Source organism: Halarchaeum acidiphilum MH1-52-1 (assembly GCF_000474235.1).
Classification (GTDB): Archaea; Halobacteriota; Halobacteria; order Halobacteriales; family Halobacteriaceae; genus Halarchaeum; species Halarchaeum acidiphilum.
Map to the genome: position 1 here is coordinate 1 of NZ_BATA01000029.1, position 20,551 is coordinate 20,551.

At 69.4% G+C, this 20,551-nt stretch carries 18 protein-coding genes and 4 pseudogenes; 10 read left to right on the forward strand and 12 right to left on the reverse strand.

Annotation, left to right across the window (positions count from 1 at the left end; all coding sequences use genetic code 11):
• Positions 1–69: 69 nt before the first annotated feature.
• The 4 genes and pseudogenes from AOZ13_RS06785 to AOZ13_RS06800 all read right to left on the reverse strand — a co-directional run bounded on the left by AOZ13_RS06785 (position 70) and on the right by AOZ13_RS06800 (position 5,100).
• Positions 70–2,958 carry an RtcB family protein gene (locus tag AOZ13_RS06785; RefSeq protein WP_020220558.1) on the reverse strand — a complete coding sequence of 963 codons (2,889 nt, stop codon included), beginning with the start codon at positions 2,956–2,958 and terminating at the stop codon, positions 70–72.
• Positions 2,959–3,168: 210 nt separating this feature from the next.
• The gene (locus AOZ13_RS06790) at positions 3,169–3,837 is read right to left on the reverse strand and encodes a helix-turn-helix domain-containing protein (protein WP_020220557.1); all 669 of its coding nucleotides are present in this window, start codon (positions 3,835–3,837) and stop codon (positions 3,169–3,171) included.
• Positions 3,838–3,907: 70 nt separating this feature from the next.
• Positions 3,908–4,330 (reverse strand): annotated as a pseudogene (locus AOZ13_RS06795) (archease); the annotation flags it as partial.
• Positions 4,327–5,100, reverse strand: coding sequence for a DUF502 domain-containing protein (locus AOZ13_RS06800; protein WP_049933937.1), 774 nt, complete (start codon positions 5,098–5,100; stop codon positions 4,327–4,329). The pseudogene AOZ13_RS06795 and the gene AOZ13_RS06800, both read right to left, overlap by 4 nt.
• 93 nt (positions 5,101–5,193) lie before the next feature.
• Between AOZ13_RS06800 and AOZ13_RS06805 the strand changes: the two genes are divergently transcribed.
• The 3 genes and pseudogenes from AOZ13_RS06805 (at position 5,194) to AOZ13_RS15690 (ending at position 7,815) form a co-directional block, all read left to right on the forward strand.
• Complete coding sequence (locus tag AOZ13_RS06805) at positions 5,194–5,673, forward strand: GNAT family N-acetyltransferase (RefSeq protein WP_020222432.1); 480 nt, start codon at positions 5,194–5,196, stop codon at positions 5,671–5,673.
• Positions 5,674–5,730: 57 nt separating this feature from the next.
• The gene (gene priS / locus AOZ13_RS06810) at positions 5,731–6,906 is read left to right on the forward strand and encodes a DNA primase small subunit PriS (protein ID WP_020222433.1); all 1,176 of its coding nucleotides are present in this window, start codon (positions 5,731–5,733) and stop codon (positions 6,904–6,906) included.
• A gap of 1 nt (position 6,907) precedes the next feature.
• A pseudogene (locus tag AOZ13_RS15690) lies at positions 6,908–7,815 on the forward strand (DNA replication complex subunit Gins51).
• Here the strand turns inward: AOZ13_RS15690 and AOZ13_RS06820 are convergent.
• From AOZ13_RS06820 to panB, 4 genes are all read right to left on the reverse strand, one after another.
• On the reverse strand, positions 7,812–8,279 hold the full coding sequence (locus AOZ13_RS06820) for a GNAT family N-acetyltransferase (protein ID WP_021780164.1): 468 nt from the start codon (positions 8,277–8,279) through the stop codon (positions 7,812–7,814). The pseudogene AOZ13_RS15690 and the gene AOZ13_RS06820 overlap by 4 nt on opposite strands.
• Before the next feature lie 217 nt (positions 8,280–8,496).
• On the reverse strand, positions 8,497–10,767 hold the full coding sequence (locus AOZ13_RS06825; protein WP_020221904.1) for a CDC48 family AAA ATPase: 2,271 nt from the start codon (positions 10,765–10,767) through the stop codon (positions 8,497–8,499).
• Positions 10,764–11,015, reverse strand: coding sequence for a DUF7127 family protein (locus AOZ13_RS06830; protein ID WP_020221903.1), 252 nt, complete (start codon positions 11,013–11,015; stop codon positions 10,764–10,766). Before AOZ13_RS06830 ends, AOZ13_RS06825 begins: the two co-directional genes overlap by 4 nt.
• 147 nt (positions 11,016–11,162) lie before the next feature.
• Positions 11,163–11,972, reverse strand: coding sequence for a 3-methyl-2-oxobutanoate hydroxymethyltransferase (panB, locus tag AOZ13_RS06835; protein ID WP_020221902.1), 810 nt, complete (start codon positions 11,970–11,972; stop codon positions 11,163–11,165).
• A 69-nt stretch (positions 11,973–12,041) separates the two neighbouring features.
• Between panB and AOZ13_RS06840 the strand changes: the two genes are divergently transcribed.
• Positions 12,042–12,311, forward strand: a complete 270-nt coding sequence (locus AOZ13_RS06840) for a DUF5822 domain-containing protein (RefSeq protein WP_020221901.1) — start codon at positions 12,042–12,044, stop codon at positions 12,309–12,311.
• A gap of 123 nt (positions 12,312–12,434) precedes the next feature.
• Here the strand turns inward: AOZ13_RS06840 and AOZ13_RS06845 are convergent, their stop codons facing one another.
• Positions 12,435–12,971 carry an HAD family hydrolase gene (locus tag AOZ13_RS06845; protein WP_020221900.1) on the reverse strand — a complete coding sequence of 179 codons (537 nt, stop codon included), beginning with the start codon at positions 12,969–12,971 and terminating at the stop codon, positions 12,435–12,437.
• A 91-nt stretch (positions 12,972–13,062) separates the two neighbouring features.
• Between AOZ13_RS06845 and cysE the strand changes: the two are divergent.
• A pseudogene (gene cysE, locus AOZ13_RS06850) lies at positions 13,063–13,641 on the forward strand (serine O-acetyltransferase); the annotation flags it as partial.
• A 210-nt stretch (positions 13,642–13,851) separates the two neighbouring features.
• Here cysE and trmB read toward each other — a convergent pair.
• A pseudogene (gene trmB, locus AOZ13_RS06855) lies at positions 13,852–14,903 on the reverse strand (HTH-type sugar sensing transcriptional regulator TrmB).
• Positions 14,904–14,998: 95 nt separating this feature from the next.
• On the opposite strand from trmB, the gene AOZ13_RS06860 reads away from it, so the two are divergent.
• Entirely contained in the window at positions 14,999–15,904 is a 906-nt protein-coding gene (locus AOZ13_RS06860) for a mechanosensitive ion channel family protein (RefSeq protein WP_020222717.1), read from the forward strand.
• Here the strand turns inward: AOZ13_RS06860 and AOZ13_RS06865 are convergent.
• Positions 15,888–16,289: a universal stress protein gene (locus AOZ13_RS06865; RefSeq protein WP_020222716.1), complete on the reverse strand. Its 402-nt coding sequence runs from the start codon at positions 16,287–16,289 to the stop codon at positions 15,888–15,890. The genes AOZ13_RS06860 and AOZ13_RS06865 overlap by 17 nt on opposite strands.
• 83 nt (positions 16,290–16,372) lie before the next feature.
• On the opposite strand from AOZ13_RS06865, the gene AOZ13_RS06870 reads away from it, so the two are divergent.
• The 4 genes from AOZ13_RS06870 (at position 16,373) to AOZ13_RS06885 (ending at position 19,796) form a co-directional block, all read left to right on the forward strand.
• The gene (locus AOZ13_RS06870) at positions 16,373–16,612 is read left to right on the forward strand and encodes a DUF5816 domain-containing protein (protein WP_044958414.1); all 240 of its coding nucleotides are present in this window, start codon (positions 16,373–16,375) and stop codon (positions 16,610–16,612) included.
• Between the two features lie 295 nt (positions 16,613–16,907).
• A complete protein-coding gene (locus AOZ13_RS06875; RefSeq protein ID WP_267879319.1) occupies positions 16,908–18,350 on the forward strand; it encodes an NAD(P)H-hydrate dehydratase in 1,443 nt (480 codons plus the stop codon).
• Positions 18,343–18,933 carry a cyclic pyranopterin monophosphate synthase MoaC gene (locus AOZ13_RS06880; RefSeq protein WP_020221344.1) on the forward strand — a complete coding sequence of 197 codons (591 nt, stop codon included), beginning with the start codon at positions 18,343–18,345 and terminating at the stop codon, positions 18,931–18,933. The genes AOZ13_RS06875 and AOZ13_RS06880 overlap by 8 nt, the downstream gene beginning before the upstream one ends.
• 65 nt (positions 18,934–18,998) lie before the next feature.
• Positions 18,999–19,796, forward strand: coding sequence for an SDR family NAD(P)-dependent oxidoreductase (locus tag AOZ13_RS06885; protein WP_020221343.1), 798 nt, complete (start codon positions 18,999–19,001; stop codon positions 19,794–19,796).
• Here AOZ13_RS06885 and AOZ13_RS06890 read toward each other — a convergent pair.
• Positions 19,754–20,434 carry a DUF1405 domain-containing protein gene (locus tag AOZ13_RS06890; protein WP_021780169.1) on the reverse strand — a complete coding sequence of 227 codons (681 nt, stop codon included), beginning with the start codon at positions 20,432–20,434 and terminating at the stop codon, positions 19,754–19,756. The genes AOZ13_RS06885 and AOZ13_RS06890 overlap by 43 nt on opposite strands.
• Positions 20,435–20,551 lie beyond the last annotated feature (117 nt).

The following is a 20,551-nucleotide window of genomic DNA, read 5'->3' on the forward strand; positions in this document are numbered from 1 at the left end:
CGGGTGGGTCGAACGGGCCGAGCGGGTCGACAAATCGGTGACGGCGATGCGGCCACCGACACCTGATCCTCAGCCTTTGATGTTCAGCACGGGGAAGGTGCGCGCCACCTTGTCGCCGATGTCGAGTTCGTCGCTGACGCGGACGACTTCGTCGACGTCCTTGTAGACGCCCGGCGCCTCCTCCGCGATGGTCGCGCCCGACTCGGCCTTCACGTAGACGTGCTCGTGGTCGCGGAGGTCGGAGCGCACGTCCTCGCCTCTGTATTCGCGCTTCGCCTGCGTGCGGCTCATCAGCCGGCCGGCGCCGTGCGCGGTCGATCCGAAGGTCCGCTCCATCGACTCGTCACCACCCCGGAGCACGTAGCTCCCCGCGCCCATGCTCCCGGGAATGATCACGGGCTGGCCGACGTCGCGATACGTCTCCGGAACCTCGGGATGGCCCGCGGGGAACGCCCGCGTCGCGCCCTTGCGGTGGACGAACAGCTCGCGCTCCTCGCCCTCGATTTCGTGCGTCTCCCGCTTCGCGATGTTGTGCGCGACGTCGTAGAGGAGTTCCATCCCGAGTTCCTCCCACGGCGTCTCGAAGACGTCCGCGAACGTCTCGCGCACTTGGTGGGTGATGAGCTGGCGGTTCACCCACGCGAAGTTGATCGCCGCGCACATCGCGCCGTAGTAGTCCTCGGCGAGGTCGCTGCCGGCGGGCGCGGCCGCGAGGTTGTCGTCCGGCAGATCAGCGAGAAACTCGTCGTACTCCTCCTCGATCCGACGGAGATAGTCGGAGCAGACCTGATGGCCCAACCCCCGCGAGCCACAGTGGATGAGGACGACGAGCTGGTCCGCCTCCAGACCGTACGCCTCGGCGACGTCGTCGCGGTAGGTATCGGTAACGCGCTGGACTTCGAGGAAGTGGTTGCCCGAACCGAGACTCCCGAGTTGGTTTCGCCCCCGGTCCGTCGCCTTCTGTGAGACCTTCGAGACGTCCGCGTCCGGGCGATACCCCCCGTCCTCGCAGTGTTTCAGGTCGTCGCGCGTCGCGTACCCCGCCTCGTAGGCCCAGTCCATCCCGCGTTCGAGCGCGCCCGTCATCGTCTCCGCGTCGCCCGTCACGACGCCGCCACCGCCGAGACCGGTCGGCACGGCGTCGAAGAGCGCCTCGACGAGTTCCTCCTCGCGGCCCGCGACGTCGTCGTAGGTGAGGTTCGTCTTCACCATCCTGACGCCGCAGTTGGAGACGACGAAGCCGTCCGCGACGAAGTTGTGTTCGTCGTGCGTCACGCCGATGTCGTAGACGGACTTCTCGCCGAGTTCCGTGATCGACTCGACGGGCGTGGCGACGGCGAGACCGCGCGTCTCGACGTCGTCGACGAACGCCTCGTAGTCCGGGAAGTCCGCCGCCGGGCGCGGCCGTCCATCGCGTCCCCCGTAGACGCTCCGCTCGACGAATCGATCGTTGACGTCGAACGCCGCCGTCACCTCCGAGATGGACGCACCGCCGTCGGCCATCGCCTTCGCTTCGCGGGCGACGCGCGCCCGCTCGTCGAGGTGTCGCTCCTTCTTCTTCAGGTACGCGCTCGCCAGCGCGGCTTCGCGGCGTTTCGCGCGGTCGTATCGGTAGCCGACCGTCGAGAAGAACCGTACGAGGTTCGACGCCTCGCTCGACACGCCGAACCGATACCGGATCGTCTCGCCGGCCGCGTTTTCGCCGCGCTCGACCGTCTCCAGCGCGTTCGTCCTGATCCCCATCTCGTTGAGGTATCCCATCACTTCGCGAAGGAACGTCTCGCCCGCCTCGGCCGTCTCGACGTTCCGGTTGTGTGACACCGACGGCGCGAAGAAGTTCGTCGCCGAGAGCGCCGCGGGTGCATCCATCTCCGCACCGAAGAACGCCGAGAGGTACAGGGCGACCTGCCAGTCGGCCAGCCGATCGAGGTAGCCCGGCGTCGTGACGTCCGAACGCGTCTTTTTGCCCTCGGGCGCACCGAGACGGAGGAGCAGTTGCTTGAACGCGTTCGACGTCGAACGGACGCTGTACTCGGTCGCTTCGACCGCGTTCCCACCGACGTCGTGCTGGCGCTCGCGCTCGTACACGCGCGACGGCGTGAACCCCAGCGCCGCGATATCGTCGCGGATCGCCTCGCAATCCTCGGGATCGGCGTGGAACCACGTCTGCGACCCGCTGTCGAACGAGCCGTCGCCCGTGTGGAAGCCGACGAGTTTCAGCAGACGCGCGAACGCATCGTCGGTCGAGAGCAGCGGGAGCAGGTCGCGCTCCGTCAGGGCGCGAACGAGCTGCGGGTCTTCGTCGGCGAAGTCGCGCTCGTCGAGCACGACGAACTCCGGCGGCTCCTCGTCCGGAAGTCCCTCGAACTGCCGCTGAAAGACCTCGTCACCGGGGGAGAGGTCGCCGAGTTCGACCATCCCGTCCGGCGTGAGGAACGGATGGTCGGCGGTCGCTTCGATCGTGTCTCCCGTGTCCGCCGTGACCTCGTGGACGGATCGATTCGACGTCTCCGTGAACAGGCGCACGTCGGACGGCGTCTCGTCCGCGTCGGTCTGGACGAGCGCGCGCTCGGACTCGACCGCGCTGCTGAACGAGCGGATGCGGCGACGGCGGCCGAACTCCAAGAGGACGTCGGCGTTCCCGGAGAGGCAGTTGATGTCGAAGCCGACTCCGCCGGGACTGATGCAGCCGTCTTCGGCGTCGATGGCGGCGACGCCGCCGACGGGGAAGCCGTACCCCTGATGTCCGTCGGGCATGCAGAGGGCGTGCTCGACGACGCCCGGGAGGTGGGTGACGTTCCGGATCTGCCGGAGCGTGTCGTCGTCCGCGATCTCCTCTAGGAGGGTCTCGCTCGCGAGGACGCGCGCCGGCGTGTTCATCCCGTCCTCTCGGGCGATCTCCCAGACGTACTCCTCGACCTCGTCGAGGGTGACGTCGCCCGCGTCGAACGTGGTCATACCCGTTAGTTCGGTGCGGGAATCCTAAAAGAACCGTTCCGCGCCGCCGCGGCGAGACGCGCGACGACGCCGGTGGTTCCGATGGAGGTCGGATCGCGCGGGTAGCGAGAACCCCTCCCCCGCGTGGCGGCCGCTCGATCCGACCCGGGAGGGTATAACTCCGGGACGCCGATAGGGGTTCGACTTGGCGCACCAGCCCGTTTTTCCCGCTCACTCCGCCGACCCGTCGCCGGCAGTGTCCGGCCGGAGCGCGTTGTCCGTGAGCGTCCGGATCGCCCGACGGAGGCGCTCGGTCACGGCCTGATCGGAGACGCCGAGTTCGTCGGCGAGCGCCTGCGTCGACACCCGCCGCGGAATGTCGTAATACCCCCGTTCGCGCGCGAGGAGGAGCGTCTCGTACTGCGTCTCCGTCAGCCCGTACCACCGACCGGCGCTCGGGCGCGTCCGATTGTAGAGGGCGGTCACGTCGAGATCGACGCCCATCTCGCTACACCGATCGCTGAACGCGGAGAGCGCGTCGTGATCGGGGAATCGGAACCGGAGCATCCACGTCTGGCCGGAGCCGGTCGCGCTCAGCAGGAACCCGCCGAACTCGGTGACCGACCCGAGGAACGTATCGCGAGTCGCGTCCCACTGGAGCGCGTAGAGGGTTCGGTTCGTCGTCTCATCGAGGGCGATCACGTTCTCCACCGCGGCGTTGGACTCGACCGTCTCGACGAACTCGGATGCGCCCGTCTCGTAGAGCCAGAAGAGCGGGACGACGTCGTCACCGAGGGGGACTACGTCCTCCAGTTCGATATCCGAGCGCCCGGGCACCGCGAGCGCGCGGCCGAGCTCGAAGGACTCGGCGTCGACGTCGAACTCGACGATGACACTCATCGTTCCGCGTCGACGTTCGCGCGCGATCGGATGTAAGATGTGGTCGAGTGACATCCCCCGCCCGCGAGCAGACGTCGAAGACGACGTACGCCGCCCACGCTCCCTCGTCCTCGTCGATCCGCATCTCGGAGAACGTCACGGCCTTCAGATCGCGGGCGGCGACGTCGGCGAGCGGGACGCCGCGGGCCGAGGCGGTGAGCGTCCAGTCCTCGCCGTCGCGCTCGACCGTCGCCTCGTTGTCGACCGGGAGGACGCCGCGGACGTCGCGCTCGTAGATGAGATCGTCGAGGTAGTCGTAGAGGAGGCGCTTCCTCGTCGTGGCCCGGACGTCGATCCCGAAGCGCTCGCCGCCCGCGTCGGGGATCTCGTCGCACATCGCCGCGGCCATCCCGTTCGCGACCGCGGCGAAGCAGTCGCCGAGCGTGTCGCCGTGGGCCTCGACGGCGACGTCCGCGGTGTGCTCGCGGAGGGCGAACGCGCGCTCGCGGGTCACCGCTCATCCGCCTCCGAGTCGTCGGTCTCGAAGTGCTCGCCGACCTCGGCACCGCCGAGTTCTTCGAGTTCCTCGCGCGTGAGTCCCTCCGCGTGCTCGGTGTCGGCGACGGCGACGCCCGTCGTGACGACGGTGCGCATCCCCTCCTCGACGGTCATGTCGACGTCCATGATCCGGCTCTCGGGGATGTGCGCGAGGAAGCCGCCCATCACGGGGTTCGGCGCGAGCGGGAGGAAGAGCGTGCGCAGGCTCTCGTCGCCGGCGGCGTCCCGGATGGGTTCGGGCGTCTTGACCGTCTCGAAGCCGATCGTGTACGCGCCGTCGTGGGGGTACTCGACGAGGACGACCTTCCGGAAGTTCTCCGCGTCCGATTCGAGCATCACGTCGCTCATCTGCCGGAAGCTCGCGTAGACGGAGCCGATCCCGGGGATGCGCTCCATGAGGAGGTCGAAGTATTCGAGGGCCCGCTCGCCCGACCGGAAGGACACGAAGAAACCGAGCACGAAGGTCATGGCGACGAGCAGGATCGCCGCGGTCAACTCGACGATGACGAAGCGGCGCTGGGGGGCGACGTTGAGGCGCTGGAGTCCGTACGCGAGGGGATCGAGGATGCTCGCGAAAAGCCCGAGCGCGGCGTGGAGAACGTAGAGGGTGATGAGGATCGGGACCATCACCGCGATCCCAGTGAGGAACGTCTCCCTGACGCGGGCGGCGGCCGACTGACTGGCGGCCTGCATCCGTCGCCGCGTTCGGGGACCGTCCGAGGGCATCGCGTGCACCTCCGTCGGGGGCCACCGAAAGGGTTGCGGCATCCGCGCGGGGGGACGGTGGAACTATATCCTCCGGTCGGCTAGAGGCGGACAGTGAGCGTCACGGTCGAGCAACGGGTCGTCCCGCGCGGTAGCGACGAGCTACTCGACGACGCGTGGGAACTCAAGGAACGGATCCGTGAACGCGAAGGCCTCCTCCGACAGCGTCGCGGGTTCTTCGCCGACGCCTATCGGCGCGCGATCGTCCACGCCTACGTCACGCCCGACGACGACCTCGTCGGCTTCGCGGCCGCGCGTCACGACGGCTACGTCCTCTTTCTCGCCGTCGACCCCGACTACCGCGGCGAGGGGTTCGGCGAGCGCCTCATCGCCGCCGTCGCCGAGAACGCGAAGACGGTCTCCTGTCACGCGCGCGTGACGAACGAGCGCGCCCTCGGCTTCTATCGGCATCTCGGTTTCGAGATCGTCCGCGAGATCGACAACTACTACGAGGACGGCGAGGGCGCCTACTACCTCCGGCTCGGCGAGGTCGAGGGCCTGCGCGATCGGCTCTCGGACTACCTCCGCCGGTAGCGCCCGCGGCCCGGAGACCGACACGCCTTTTTCGACGCCGACGCCTATCACCGAGGGATGGAGGATCGGACGCGCGCGTATCTGCGGGGGCGATTCAGCGACTACTACCGACGCGTGGACGTCCCGCTCCCGCCGAGCGCCGACGAGCGCGAGTGGGGGTTCATCCCGTGGACGGAGGGACCCGACGAGACGATGGTCCGCCACCGCGACCTCCTCGACATCGGCGACGTCGACGCCTTCCTCCGGCGCAAGCGCCCGCGTCACGTCTACTTCTCCGCCGGCCGCTACGAGACGCCGGGCGCCTCGACGATGGCCGAGAAGGACTGGACCGGCGCCGACCTCGTCTTCGACATCGACGCCGACCACCTGCCCACCGTGACGCTCGGCGAGGACACCTACGCGGAGATGCTCGCGAAGAGCAAGGACGCCCTCGTGCGGCTCCTCGACTTCCTCGAACGCGACTTCGGCTTCGACGACCTCAGCGTCGTCTTCTCGGGCGGACGGGGCTACCACGTCCATGTGCGCGACGAGACCGTGTTCCCGCTCGAACGCGACGAGCGCCGCGAGATCGTGGACTACGTCCGCGGCAACGGCGTCGCCTTCGAGTCGCTCGTCCGCGAGGAGACCGTGAGCGGTCTCGGCGTGAAGAACCCGACGACGCGCCGGACGCTCCCCGCCGACGGGGGGTGGGGGCGTCGCGCCGTCGATCACATCGACGCCTTCGTCGACGAACTCCTCGGCATGGACGAGCGCGACGCGCTCCTCCACCTCCAGACGTTCGACGGCGTCGGCGAGAAGAACGCGGAAGCCGTCCTGAACGTCGTCCAGAACAACACCGAGGCGGTGCGCGCGGGCAACGTCGACGTCCACCCGGCGTTCCTGAACGTCGCGCGCCAACTCCTCACGGAGACCGTCGACGAGGAGGAGGCGCCGATCGACGAGCCGGTGACGACCGACACGCACCGACTCATTCGCCTTCCGGGATCGCTGCACGGCGGGAGCGGTCTCGCGGTGACGTCGATCGATCGCGACGCCCTCGCCGACTTCGATCCCCTCACGGACGCCGTCCCCGAGACGTTCGTGGGCCACGAGATCCGAGTGGACGTCGAGCGCGAGTACGAACTCGGGATGTGCGGCGAAACGATTACGGTGACGCCGGGCGAGCAGACACTACCGGAGTACGCGGGCGTCTTCCTGATGGCTCGCGGGTGGGCGGAGAAAGCGACCGAATGAGATGAACATAGACGATCTCCGCGCGGCACAGACGCGCGAACGGACGACGGACGGCCTTCAGGACCTGCGGGACTCGTTCTACCGGGAGGCCGCGGAGTACATCGAGGACCTCCGCGAGCGCCGCGAGCGGGCCGCAGACGAGGCCGCCGATCCCTTCGGCGACGACGAGGTCCAATCGCTCACCGACGAGATCGAGACCGCAGAGCAGGTCGCGGAAGCCATCTACGAGCGTCGCGTCGGCAAGATCGTCAAGCAGGCCAGCCTCGCGGCCGCCGGCATGGGTTCGAACGCGGAGGGGCTGACCGCGGAGGAGCGCGAACTCTACACCGACCTCGTCTCGCGCATCGAGTCGAACAAATCGCGCGTGCTCGACGTCCTCGCGGGCGAGCCGGACGCCGCGACCGCCGCCGGTCCGGACGCGCACGCCCCGCCCGAGGGCGACGAGTCCCCGGAACCGGCCGCCGTCGTGAACGATCGCGAGTCGGGGACGGACATGCCGACGCCGCCGCCGGACGAGCCGATGCCCGACGAACCCGGCGACGCGAGCGACGCGGGCGCGAGGCGTCGACGGCCGCCGCGGCGATGGGCGGCGACGACGCGGCGGCGCTCGGCGGTGATGGAGCGAGCGACGCGAGAGGGGCGGAGCGCGGCGACGGCGATACCGATGGCGAGACGGACGACGGAGAAAGCGCGGCGGACGACAGAGCGACCTCGGCGGAGCGAGGCGACGCGAGCGACACGGGTGGACGCGAAATCGAGCGCGCGACCGTCCGCATCACGCAGGACGTCGGCGAGGTGCTCGGCGTCGACGAGCGCGCGTACACGCTCGAATCGGACGACGTCGTCACGCTCCCGAGGGAGAACGCCGAACCGTTGCTCGCGCGCGACGCCGCCGAGGAACTGGACTAGTCGAGCGGCTTCTTCATGTTGTAGCGTTCGGCGCGCAGCCCCGCGTCCTCGTAGAGCGAGCGGGCGGCCTCGTTGTCCGCGTCGACGTTCAGATCGAGGTGCGCGCAGTCTCGCACGCGACCCCACTCTTCCGCGGCGTCGAGCAGCGCGCGGCCGGCGCCGCGCCGTCTGATCTCGGGCGCGACGTAGACGTCGCTGACGTGACACTCGCGCACGGATTCGAAGATGGGCGCCGGGGCGCGGATCTCCGCGCTCACGTAGCCGACGAGGGCGCCGTCCTCGCGCCCGACGTACGTCACGGTCTCGTCGTCGGCCAATCGCGAGCGGTAGTGCGAGCGACCGGCTCGGCGGGCGTCGCCGTCGAGCTCGTAGACCGTCATCGACGCCATCTCCCGCTTCGCGGGGAGCCACAGCTCCTCGACGAACGCGTCGAGGTCGCCCTCGCGTAACCGCGCGATCTCCATGCTCACGCGGTCGGCGACGCGCGGGGAAACGGCTTGCGGAAGAAGCGGAGCCGACACGAGAGAACGGAGACGCACCCGCCGAGACGAAGGAGTGCGACGCCGCATGTCGAGACGAAGGAGTGCGACGCCGCATGTCGCGTCGCGGCGTCAGAAGTCAGCAGAAACCGAACGGGCCGCCCGTGTGCGCGGACCGGCGCACCGGCCCGCGACGGAAACCCTACTGGAACGCCCGGCCGGTGTCGCGCTCGCGGTCGGGCGTGTCGGCCGTCTCGAAGCGCTGTTCGATCTCGTCGTACTGCTCGCGGACGTCCTCGGTGACGCTGGGACCGACCTCGTCGAGCGCCTGCTCGAAGTGCGCCATCGTCACGCGGACGTTCTCCACGGAGTCGGCGGCGTCCTCGGGGGAGACGGTGTTCACGAACTCGCGGGTCGCGGCCATCGTCGCCTCGCGAACGAGCGCCTCGATGTCGGCGCCGACGAAGCCCTCGGTGCGGCGGGCGATCCGGTCGAGATCCACGTCGTCGGCGAGCGGCTTGCGCTCGGTGTGGACGTCGAGGATCGCGCGACGGGCCTCCTCGTTCGGGACGGGCACGTGGACGTGCCGGTCGAGTCGACCCGGGCGGAGGAGCGCGGAGTCGATGAGATCCGGCCGGTTCGTCGTCGCGACGACGACGACGTCCTCCAAGTCCTCGATGCCGTCGAGTTCCGTGAGGAGCTGGCTGACGACGCGCTCACCGACGCCGGAGTCGCTCTGGTTCTGGCCGCGCTGGCCCGCGATGGAGTCGATCTCGTCGAAGAACACCACCGTCGGCGCGTTCGATCGGGCCTTCTCGAAGACCTCGCGAACGCCCTTCTCGGACTCCCCGACGTACTTGTTGAGGAGTTCGGGACCCTTCACCGAGATGAAGTTCGAGTTCGCCTCGTTCGCGACGGCCTTCGCGAGCAGGGTCTTCCCCGTCCCCGGCGGGCCGTAGAGGAGGACGCCCTTCGCGGAGTCGAGGTCCATGGACTCGAACACATCGGGGTAGTCGAGGGGCCACTGGATCGTCTCGCGCAGGCGCTCCTTCGTGTCCTCGAGACCGCCGACGTGCTCCCACGTGACGTCGGGTACCTCGACGAATATCTCGCGCATCGCGGACGGCTCGATGCCCTTCAGCGCCTCCTTGAAGTCGTCCTCGGTGACGCGGATGGACTCGAGGATCCCGGCGTCGATCTCCTCGGATTCGAGATCGAGGTCGGGACGGATGCGCCGCAGGGCGTTCATCGCGGCCTCCTTGCTGAGGCTCTCGATGTCCGCGCCGACGAAGCCGTGCGTGTTCTCGGCGAGCTCGTCGACCTCGACGCCCTCGGCGAGCGGCATCCCGCGCGTGTGGACGTGCAGGATCTCGCGCCGGCCCTCTTGGTCGGGGACGCCGACCTCGATCTCGCGGTCGAAGCGCCCACCACGGCGGAGCGCGGGATCGACGGCGTCCACGCGGTTGGTCGCCGCGATGACGATGACGTCGCCGCGCTCCTCTAAGCCGTCCATCAGCGAGAGCAACTGGGCGACGACGCGGCGCTCGACGTCACCGCCGGCCTCCTCGCGCTTGGGCGCGATGGAGTCGAGTTCGTCGATGAAGACGATGGCGGGGGCGTTCTCCTCGGCCTCGTCGAACACCTCGCGGAGTTGCTCCTCGGACTCCCCGTAGTACTTGCTCATGATCTCGGGACCCGAGATCGTCTGGAAGTGCGCGTCGATTTCGTTCGCGACGGCCTTCGCGATGAGCGTCTTCCCCGTTCCGGGCGGGCCGTGGAGCATGACGCCCTTCGGCGGCTCGATACCGAGCTGCTGGAAGAGCTCGGGGTGGCGCATCGGCAGCTCGATCATCTCGCGCACCTGTTCGAGCTCGTCGTCGAGACCGCCGATGTCCTCGTAGGAGACGTTCGGCGCGTTCTCGCCGCCGCTCCCGGCCTGCCCCTCGGAGATCTCCTCGGCGGGGATCTCGCTCACCTGAATCTCCGTGGAGTCGGTGACGACGACGGTCCCCTCGGGGTCGCTGCCGGCGATACGGACGGGGATGCGCTGGCCGCTCATCTGGCCGAACCCGCCGAATCCGAAGGGGACGCGGATCGTCTGGCCGGTCGTGACGGCCTTCCCGGAGAGCCGGTCGTGGATGTAGGGCGAGATATCCCCGCGGATACGGAGGTTCTGCGGGAGCGCGACGCTGATCGACTTCGCGGGCTTGACGTCCGCCTTCTCGACGGTGACGCTGTCGTCGATCCCGACGTCGGCCTCTTGGCGGATGTCGCCGTCGATGCGGACGACGCCCTCGCCCTGATCCTCGGGGTAGCCGGGCCAGACGCGCGCGATGGCGCGGCCCTCACCGCTGCCCTCGATGACGATGTAATCGCCGTTGTCGAGGTCGAGTTCCTCCATCGCCCGTCGGTCGACGGCGGCGAGGCCGCGACCCGCCTGATCCTGCTTGAGGGGTTTGACCGTCAGTTTCATCGCTTCACCTCGACGGTGACGACCCCGTTCTTGATAAACGCGCGGGCGACCTCCCCCTCGGGGAGGTCGATCTCGTACTGCGCGTCCTCGTCGTCGCCCTCGACCACGACCATGGCGGTGCCGTCGACGACGTCGACGCTCACGCGCTCGTCGGCGAAGGACGTGTCCGCCACGACGACGGCCTCGTCCTCGTAGTCGTAGCGCTCGACGAGTCCGCGCTGATCAGTCAGCGTGTTCTTGGGACGCATTGTTGCTAACCTCTGGTTAGGCTTGTAGACATATAAATCTAACTCCAATCTCGGCCGTTTGTAATAAATGGGAGACTGACCGGTGGAATTGCGGTTCAGACCGTCGGTCGCGTTCCGGAACCCGGAGGAGTCGGCCGGCGGGGCGGTTCAGAATTCATCGAGGTCGTCCGCGACGTGCTCGTGCTCGTCGGCCGGGAAGCCGCCGGATTCGACGGCGTCGCGATATCCCGCGACGGCGCGCTCCATCTCGCTCGCGACGTCGCCGAAGGTCTCGGCGAACGGCGGCGCGCGCTCCGAGAGCCCGAGGACGTCCGTGATGACGAGCACCTGACCGTCGGTCCCACCGCCGGCCCCGATACCGATCGTCGGGATCGAGAGCGCGTCCGTGACTCGCTCGGCGACGTTCGCGGGGACGTGTTCGAGCACGAGCGCGAACGCGCCCGCGTCCTGATGGGCTTCGGCGAGATCGCGCAGATCAGCGGCGGCCTCCCGCGTCGTCGCCTGCCGCCGGTAGCCGCCGAGCTGATTGACGCGCTGCGGCGTGAGCCCGAGGTGCGCCATCACGGGAATCCCGAGGTTCACGAGGCGCTCGGTGAGATCGACGGTGTGCGGGCCGCACTCCAGTTTCACGGCGCTCGCGCCCGCGTCGCGCACGAGGCGGCCGGCGTTCTCCACGGCGTCCGCCTCGTCGGCGCCGTAGCTGAGGAAGGGCATGTCCGCGACGACGAGGGCGTCCTCGACGCCGCGCGCGACGGCGCCCGTCCGCGACGCGACGTCGTCCATCGTCACGGGGAGCGTCGAGTCGTACCCCATCACCGCGTTCCCCATACTGTCACCGACGAGGATCGCATCGACACCCGCCTCGTCAACGATGCGCGCGGTCGGCGCGTCGTAGGCGGTCAGCATCGTGATCGGGTCGTCACCGGTTCGCTCCCGGATGTCCTGCACGGTCGTCATGGGGACGCGTACTGCCGGCAGTCCGTTAAACACGCGGCTTTTATGCTAAGCGACGCCGGAGATAGGCGCGTGCCCGACGTCGTCGAGGAGACGGACCCGGAGGGCGTCGACTACGGGTGGGTGATGCAGACCACGTTCGTCCTCACCATCGTCGTCGGCGCGCCCGTCGTGGCGCTCGCCGCCGTCGTCAGCGACGCGTCCATCCCCACGTGGACCGCGCAGGCCGCCTTCGCCGTCCGCGTCGGCGCCGTCGTCTGGTTCCTCACCGCGGTCTGCGTCTACCTCTACGCCCGGCGGACGACCGTCGAACCCGGCGAAGTAAGCGCTGACGAGGAGTGATGGAACGCTCGCGCGAGCGACCGCGGGTGCGATTCACCGGCCGCCAAAGGCGACCGGCGTTTCTGGCCGAGCTTTTGGCGATGAGTGGTCGGTGGAGCCGACCCGAATCGCGAAACGGTCGAGTTAGGCGTACCGAAACCCGGTACCCGCGCGCCGCGCCGTCTCGGCATCTCGCTCGGAGTCGCCGACGAAGACGACGCCCGCCGGGTCGAGACCGAGCGACTCGACCGCACGCAGGAGCGGTTCCGGATCGGGCTTCCGTCCGGAGACCGTGTCGCGGCCGACGACGGCCCGCACGCGCTCGGTCAGCCCCTCCTTCTCCAGCGCGATGCGGCAGGCGCGCTCGCAGTTGAGCGAGCAGACCGCGGCCGGGAGCGCGCCGTCGCGGAGTTCGTCGGCGTGGGGCAATCGCTCGGCGCGTTCGGCCCCGTCTCGCTCGTAGTCTCGGATGAGCGCGTCGGCTTCCGCGCGGATACCGGCGCCCTCGGCGGCATCGAGGAACTCCCACGCGTCGAACCCCGTCGCGTCGACGCCGGCCGTCGTCAAGAGGTCAGTGAGGTCGCGCTCGACGGCCCCCCAGTCGACCGCGAGGCGGACGAGCGTCCCGTCGAGGTCGTAGACGACACCGTCGTAGTCACCGTCACCGGTCACGTCGCTCACGCCCCGCTCTTGCGTTTGATCGACTATAGCGCCTTCGGCGCGTGGGACCGGAAGCGCTGGCCTTTTGCCGCGCGCGAGCGCACAGAGTGGCATGACGAGACACGCAGGCGGCGGGGACGTCCCGCGTCCGGTCGCGGCCGACGCGACGGTGACGTCCGTGGGTAGCCTCGCCCGGCTCCGCGCGGACATCGAAGCCGTCTACGAGGCGGATCCGGCCGCGAAGAGCCGCCTCGAAGTGCTGCTGTGCTATCCCGGACTCCACGCCGTCTGGGCCTACCTCCTCACGCACGCACTCTGGGAGGACGGCGAGCGCCTACTCGCTCGCGTCATCTCGCAGGTCGTCCGCGGACTCACCGGCGTCGAGATCCACCCCGGCGCGGAGATCGGCGAGCGCGTCGTCATCGACCACGGGATGGGCGTCGTCATCGGCGAGACCGCCGTCGTCGGCGACGACGTCCACATGTACCACGGCGTGACGCTCGGCGGCGCGGACCAGCGGCCGGTGAAGCGACACCCGACCGTCGGCGACCGCGTCACCATCGGTGCCGACGCGACACTCCTCGGCGACATCGAAGTCGGCGACGACGCGAAGGTCGGCGCCGGCGCCGTCGTCACGTCGGACGTCGAGTCGGGCGCGACGATGGTCGGCGTTCCCGCAGAGCGCGTCGATCGCGCCGCGAACGCCGACGAATCCGAGGTCGCGACGCCGGACGATCCCGCGTCTACGGAGTCGAACATCGACGCGGAGGAGTAACCGACCCGACCCGACTTCGCTGGGTCTTGGGACCTCGCTCGGGGAGGGAGCGGCTGTGCTGTGGTTTCCGCCGTCAGTTGGCGCGACGGCGCGCGACGCTGGAGGTGGAGTGACGCGGCGCTCCGCTCAGGGGGCCTCGCCGCGCGCGACCGTGATCTCGTAGGCCTCGATGTCCTCGTAGCGGCGACGCGACCGCCGACGGTCACCGTCTCGCCGTCGTCGGTCTCAAGGTGGACGGTCGCCACTTCTTCCGTCTCTTCGAGTTCCGCCTGCGCGACGCGTCCGCGGACGGTCCGCTCGTCGCCGCTCTCGACGCCTCGCCCCTCGACGGTCGCGTAGAGGTCGCCGTCGAGCGATCGGAGGTCCTTCACGCAGCGCCGGATGGAGGCGTAGCGCCGCGGCAGGGACGGCGCCCCGTCGTGCGAGAGCAGTTCGGTCTCGGCGGTCGTCCAGAGGACGGTGCCGAAGAATCCGAGCACCAGAAAGCCGAGCGCGGAGCGATTGAAGATCACGGCGTACTGATCCGGGTTCGATCCGACGGCGCCCTGCGTCGCGTAGATCGAGTAGTCGCCGTCGGCGACCGCGAGGAGCGGCGAGGTGACGCCGCGGCGGGCGCGCGCCGCGCTGGCGATGCGGTCGTAGTCGTACGTCCGGCTCTCGGGCGCGTCCGCCGCGGGCGTGACGACGAGTTCGGTGTCGACGCCGCGCTCGCGCGCGGCCGCGAGTTCCTCCTCGAAGCGCGCGACGAGCGTCGGGGTCAGCGAGAGCGTGAGCTCGTACTCCGCGCGCCCGATCACTTCCTCGAAGTATCGGAGGATCGTCGTCCGGCTCTTGACGAGCGAGACGGCTTCTGTCTCGCGCTCCGGGGTGGTGTAGAGGGTTTCGAGGTCGTCGACGAGATCGACGAGCGAGGACCGTAGCCCGGCGAACGCCTCCTCGGGATCGACGGCGACGACCGTCATCGGTCGCGACTCGCGGATCTCGACGAGCCCGCGCTCCCCGAGGCTGCGCACGGTATCGTAGACGCGGGGCTGCGGGACGTCCGTCCGGTCCGCGATCCCGCTCGCCGTCAGCTCGCCGTGTTCGAGGACGGCGAGGTAGGCCGCGATCTCGTACTCGCCGAGGTCGAAGCCCTCCCCGACGTGCTCGAGGACGGTTCGGAGGTCGGACTCGCTCATGGTCGAACGTGAGCGTCCATCGGGCTAAAAACCATCCACTTCCGTCGGGCACCCGGAGGACAACCCTTTTCGACGGCGGCGCCGATTGCGTCGGTATGCCGTGGCCGACCGCCGTCCGAGAGTTCCTCGCACGCGCCGGGACCGTCGTCCACGACTTCGGGCTCGTCTTCGCGGTGCTCGCCGTCGTCACCGGCTGGTACGTCGGCCGGCTCCTCACGGGCGTTCTCGGCCGCCGCGTCGCGCGACACTTCATGCGGCCGTCGGTGACGCGCACGGTCCTCCGGCTCATCCGCACGGGCGCGCTCGGGATCGGGATTCTCGTCGCCGCGTGGGCGCTCGGACTCGGTCTCGGGAACCTCGTCGTCTCCGTCACGGTCTTCTCCGCGGTGCTCGGTCTCGTGCTCGCGCCCATCGTCGGGAGCGTCGTCAACGGCGTCTTCGTCCTCGCCGACCAGCCCTACGAGATCGGTGACCTGATCGAGTTCACCGAGACCGGCCAGCGGGGGTTCGTCGAGGACATCACGCTGCGCTACACGAAGGTGTTCACGCTCGACAACACCTTCCTCGTGATGCCGAACGGCGAGATGCGCGAGGCGAACGTCGTGAACTACTCCGCGGAGGACGAGCGCACGCGCCTCTCGCTGACCGTGCAGGTGACCTACGAGAGCGACCTCGCAACGGCGCGGTCGGCCATCGAGCGCGCCGCCGCGACCTGTGACGAGGTCATCGAGGGCGGCCCGGACATCCGCATCGGGAGCGCGCGCTACCCCGCGAAGCCGCGGTGTTACATCGACGAGTACGCGGACAGCGGGGTGAATCTCACCCTGCGCTATTGGGCGAAACATCCGTATCGGCTCGCGGCCGTCCGCTCCGCGGTGCAGACGCGGATCTGGGACGAACTGCAAGCCCGCGAGGAGGTGGCGTTCGCCTACCCGCACGTCCAGCACGTCTTCGACGAGGGGAGCGGCGAGGCGCAGGTGTCGCTCAGACGGGAACCGTGACGAGCTCGCAGTCGAGTTGGTCGCGGAGGTAGGCCTCGACGTCGGGTTCGCCGAGGAGCGAGCGGAGGGCCTTCCGCCAGCGCGAGATCTGCGCGCTCCCGATCACGACGACGTCCGCGTCCTCCGCCGCGACCTCGTCGAGGATCGTCTCCTCGACCATGAAGGATCGCCGGACGACGTAGCGCGTGCGCTCGACGGTACCGAACGCCCGTTCGACGGTGCGCTTGAGGTCGCTCCACGTGACGCGTCGATCGTCCTGATAGAGGTCGACGTGGAGGACGGTGAGAGTGGCGTCGCGTTCCGCGGCGAGGTCGATGGCGGCCTGAAGCGTCGCGCGCGAGTGTTCGGTGAGCGGGTAGCGGACCGGCACGACGACAGTTGTCATCGATCGTGGTTGTCGTGCCCGCGGCCTAAGCGTTCCCCACTGCGACGGGGAGAGTTAAGGTGGCGACGTGCCGACGACCGGACGTGATCGAGATCGAGACGGACGACGGCGAAACGGTGTACGTCGCCGAGGACGAGGGCGAGCGCGGCGACGAAGGCCCGTTCATGGTCGTCTATCGGACGCCGGATCGGGAGTCGCGATACGGGTGGTACTGCACGAACTGCGAGACGCTCGACAACGCGATGGACGCGATGGGCCGCATCGTGTGCAACGTCTGTGGGAACCTCCGGAAGCCGGACGAGTGGGATGCTGCGCACGAGTAGCGTGGGACGCAAGGCGTCCCACTGACCGTACGGGCGACTCGGAGTCGTCCGTACAGTAGCGTCGAACTGAGCGAGAGCGAAGCCCGACGGAAAGACGAGCGGGAGGGAGCATGCGAGCGACACGCGAGTAGCGTGGGACGCAAGGCGTCCCACTGACCGTACGGGCGACTCGGAGTCGTCCGTACAGTAGCGTCGAACTGAGCGAGAGCGAAGCCCGACGGAGAGGCGAGCGGGGACCGGGGCGCCGTCTCGCGCCGACGGAGCCTTTAGGGTCGTTTCGCGCGAACTCGGTGTCGTGACCATCAGCGCAGCACGGATGGCGGCGGTCGATCGGAACGCGGCCGCGCTCGGCGTCTCGACGAAGCAGTTGATGGAGTCGAGCGGGAACGCCCTCGCGCGCGGGGTGCGCGACGTCGCCGACCCGGACGAGACCGTGGCCGTCGTCGCGGGCCGCGGGAACAACGGCGGCGACGCGTTCGTCGCCGCGCGCTTCCTCGCCGACGAGTTCGACGCTTCGGTGCGTCTCCTCGGACGCCCGGAGACGATCACGACCGATATCGCGCGGGAGAACTGGGACGCCCTCCGGTCGGCGGAGATCGACGCGGAGCGCGTCCTCGACTCGACGGCGCTGGATCTCGGCGATCCGGACGTCGTCCTCGACGGCGTGCTCGGGACGGGCGTGACGGGCGCGCCGCGCGAACCCGAGCGCTCGGCGATCGTCGCGATGAACGAGGTGGACGCCACCGTCGTCTCCGTGGACGTTCCCTCCGGGACGGACGCCGACACGGGCGCCGTCGCGGACGTCGCCGTCGACGCCGATCGGATCGTCACGTTCCACGACCTGAAGCCCGGTCTCGAAGGCAGGGCGGACGTGACGGTGGCGGACATCGGCATCCCCGAGGCCGCGGAGACGTTCGTCGGCCCGGGCGACCTGCGCTCTCTCTCGCGCGATCCGCGGGCGCACAAGGGGGATTTCGGGCGCGTGATGGTGATCGGCGGCGGGCCGTACACGGGCGCACCGGCGCTCTGCGCGCAGGCGGCGCTGCGGGCGGGCGCGGACCTCGCGTACGTCGCCTGCCCGGACGCGATCGCGGGCGAAGTGCAGGGGTACGCCGAGGACCTCATCGTCGAGTCGTTCGACGGCGAGCGCCTCCGCCCCGCCCACGTGGACGACCTCCTCGCGGCCGCCGAGGGGCGCGACGTCGTCGTCATCGGTCCCGGACTCGGCGGGGCGGACGAGACGCTCGACGCCGTGCGGGACTTCCTCGCGGGCTACGACGGGACGGCGGTCGTGGACGCCGACGCGCTGCAGGTCGTCCCGGAGGTCGACACCGACGCCGACCTCGTGTGCACGCCGCATCAGGGCGAACTGGCGAAGATGGGCGGGCCACGCGAGGACGACTGGGAGGTGCGCGCCGCGCGCGTCCGCGAGTTCGCCGCCGAACTCGACGTCACGCTCCTCGTGAAGGGCGCGTACGACGTGATCTCGGACGGCGAGACGACGCGCGCGAACCGGACCGGGAATCCCGGGATGACGGTCGGCGGGACGGGCGACGTCCTCGCCGGCATCACGGGCGCGATGGCGTCCACGCAGGCGCCCGGGCAGGCCGCGGCGATCGCGGCGTACGCGAACGGGACCGCGGGCGACGTCGTCGTCGACGAACAGGGGTATGGCCTGCTCGCGTCCGATCTTCTGGGCGAGATCCCGACGGCGCTCTGGGGGGATCGGGATGCGTGAGGACGCCGAGGGCGACGACGCCGACCTCACGCACACCACCGAGTCGGGCGACGTCCAGATGGTTGACGTCGGCGCGAAGCCGGACACGGCGCGCCGGGCGGTCGCGCGCGGCGAGATCAGGGTGCAGGATTCGACGATCGCGGCGATCCGCGACGACGAGATCGGCAAGGGGGACGTGCTCGCGACGGCGCGCGTCGGCGCGGTGCAGGCCGTCAAACACACGTGGGAGACGATCCCGATGTGTCACCAGATCCCGATCACGAACGTCGAGACGACGTTCGACGTCGAGGGCGGAACCGAGCGCGGCGAGGGCTCGCGCGCGAGCGGGGAGGACCGATCCGCGGGACGCGTCGTGCTGGAGGTCGCCGTCGAGACGACCGGCAAGACGGGGTGCGAGATGGAGGCCTTGCAGGGCGTGACGACCGGGCTGAACGTCGTCTGGGACATGGTGAAGGCCGCGGAGAAGCGCGAGGCACCGGGCGCCACGGGCCGGAACGACGACGCCGTGGCGGCGAGCCAGTACCCGGACACCGCCATCAAGGGCGTCGAGGTCGTCGCGAAGGAGAAGCGCGAGCTCGACTGACGGGCGGAGGCGGCGAGCGTCGCGGGCGCGGTACGCCTACCGGTCTGCCGACTCACCGGGCGCATATGGATCTCGGTATCGACGGCAAGGTCGCGCTCGTCACCGGCGGAAGCAAGGGTATCGGGAAGGCGATCGCCGAACAGCTCGCCGCGGAGGGGGCACGGGTCGCCATCTGTGCGCGCGATGCGGACGAACTCGATGCCGCCGCGGCATCGATCGACGGCGACGTCCTCCCCGTGCGGGCGGACGTGACGGTCGACGACGACGTCACGCGCCTGATCGACGAGACGGTCGCCGAGTACGGCACGCTCGACGTCCTCGTGAACAACGTCGGCACCACGGGCCCGTTCGAGCCGCTCGCGGACGTCCCGCGCGAGGAGTGGCGTTCCGTGATGGAGACGACGCTCTTCTCGACGATGGCGGTCACGCAGGAGGCGCTCCCCCACCTCCGCGCGGACGACTGGGGGCGTATCGTCAACGTCGCCTCCGACGCGGCGCTGATGCCCCACGCGAAGATGCCCCAGTACAGCGCCGCGAAGGCCGGCGTGGTGAATCTCACGACGAACCTCTCGCGGGCCTACGCGGACGACGGGCTGCTCGTCAACGCCGTCGCGCCCGGGACGACGATGACGCCGCTCGTCGAGGGGATGATGGCGGATATCGCCGAGGAGCGCGGGATCACCGAAGACGACGCCGTGCAGGCCTTCCTCGAGGAGGAGAAACCGATGATCGACGTCGAGCGCTTCGCCGATCCCGAGGAGGTCGCGGGGGTCGTCGCCTTCCTCGCCAGCGACGTCGCCTCGTACGTGACGGGATCCACCTATCGCATCGACGGCGGCGCGATCCCGAGCATCGACGTCTGATCCTCACACCGTCGTCGGGTCGTCGCGTCCGCGTCGAGGCAGTACCACGCGAGTGCGAGCGAGACGAGCGAGAGCAGCGGCGTCACCCAGACGAGCGCGCCGGGACCGGCGGCGCCGTCGGGGAGGTGCGGGTGGAGACCGAAGGCGTAGTCGGCCACGTCGTTCGCGACGAACCAGACGGCGACGAGGCCGAGCGCCGCCTTGCTCGTCCGACCGTAGTAGGGAAGCAAGAACGCCTCGACGGCCATGAGGGCGTGATAGAAGAGGATGCCGACGTACTCCTGCCAGCCGTAGAGCGCGAAGAAGTAGTTGAGGACGAAGACGGTCCAGACGCCGTACTTCAGCATCGACGCGAAGGCGACCGTGGTGAGCGCGTCGAGGAACGGCGACGAAGGATAGTAGCGTCGGCCGACGCCCCAGAGGGTGAGGAGGCTGGCGACCATCCAGACCATCGAGAGCGGGCTGTCCGCGATGAGGAGCGCCTCCGCGAGGAACGACGCGGCGTTCGACGGGAGCTGCGGGAGGTAGAAGTTCAGTCCCATGAGGATGCCGCCCGCGTTCACGACGAGGAGGATCACGCGCGACGCCTCGTAGTCGAGGTAGGGGGACGCGATCCGCTCCGGGATGAAACTCCGCATACCGGACGCTACACCGCGGGGGGTTGTAGGCTTCCCGGACCGCCCGTCGCGGGAGTGCGACGAGCGCTACGTCGAGAGAGTGCGACGAGCGCTACGTCGAGAGAGCACGACGAGCGA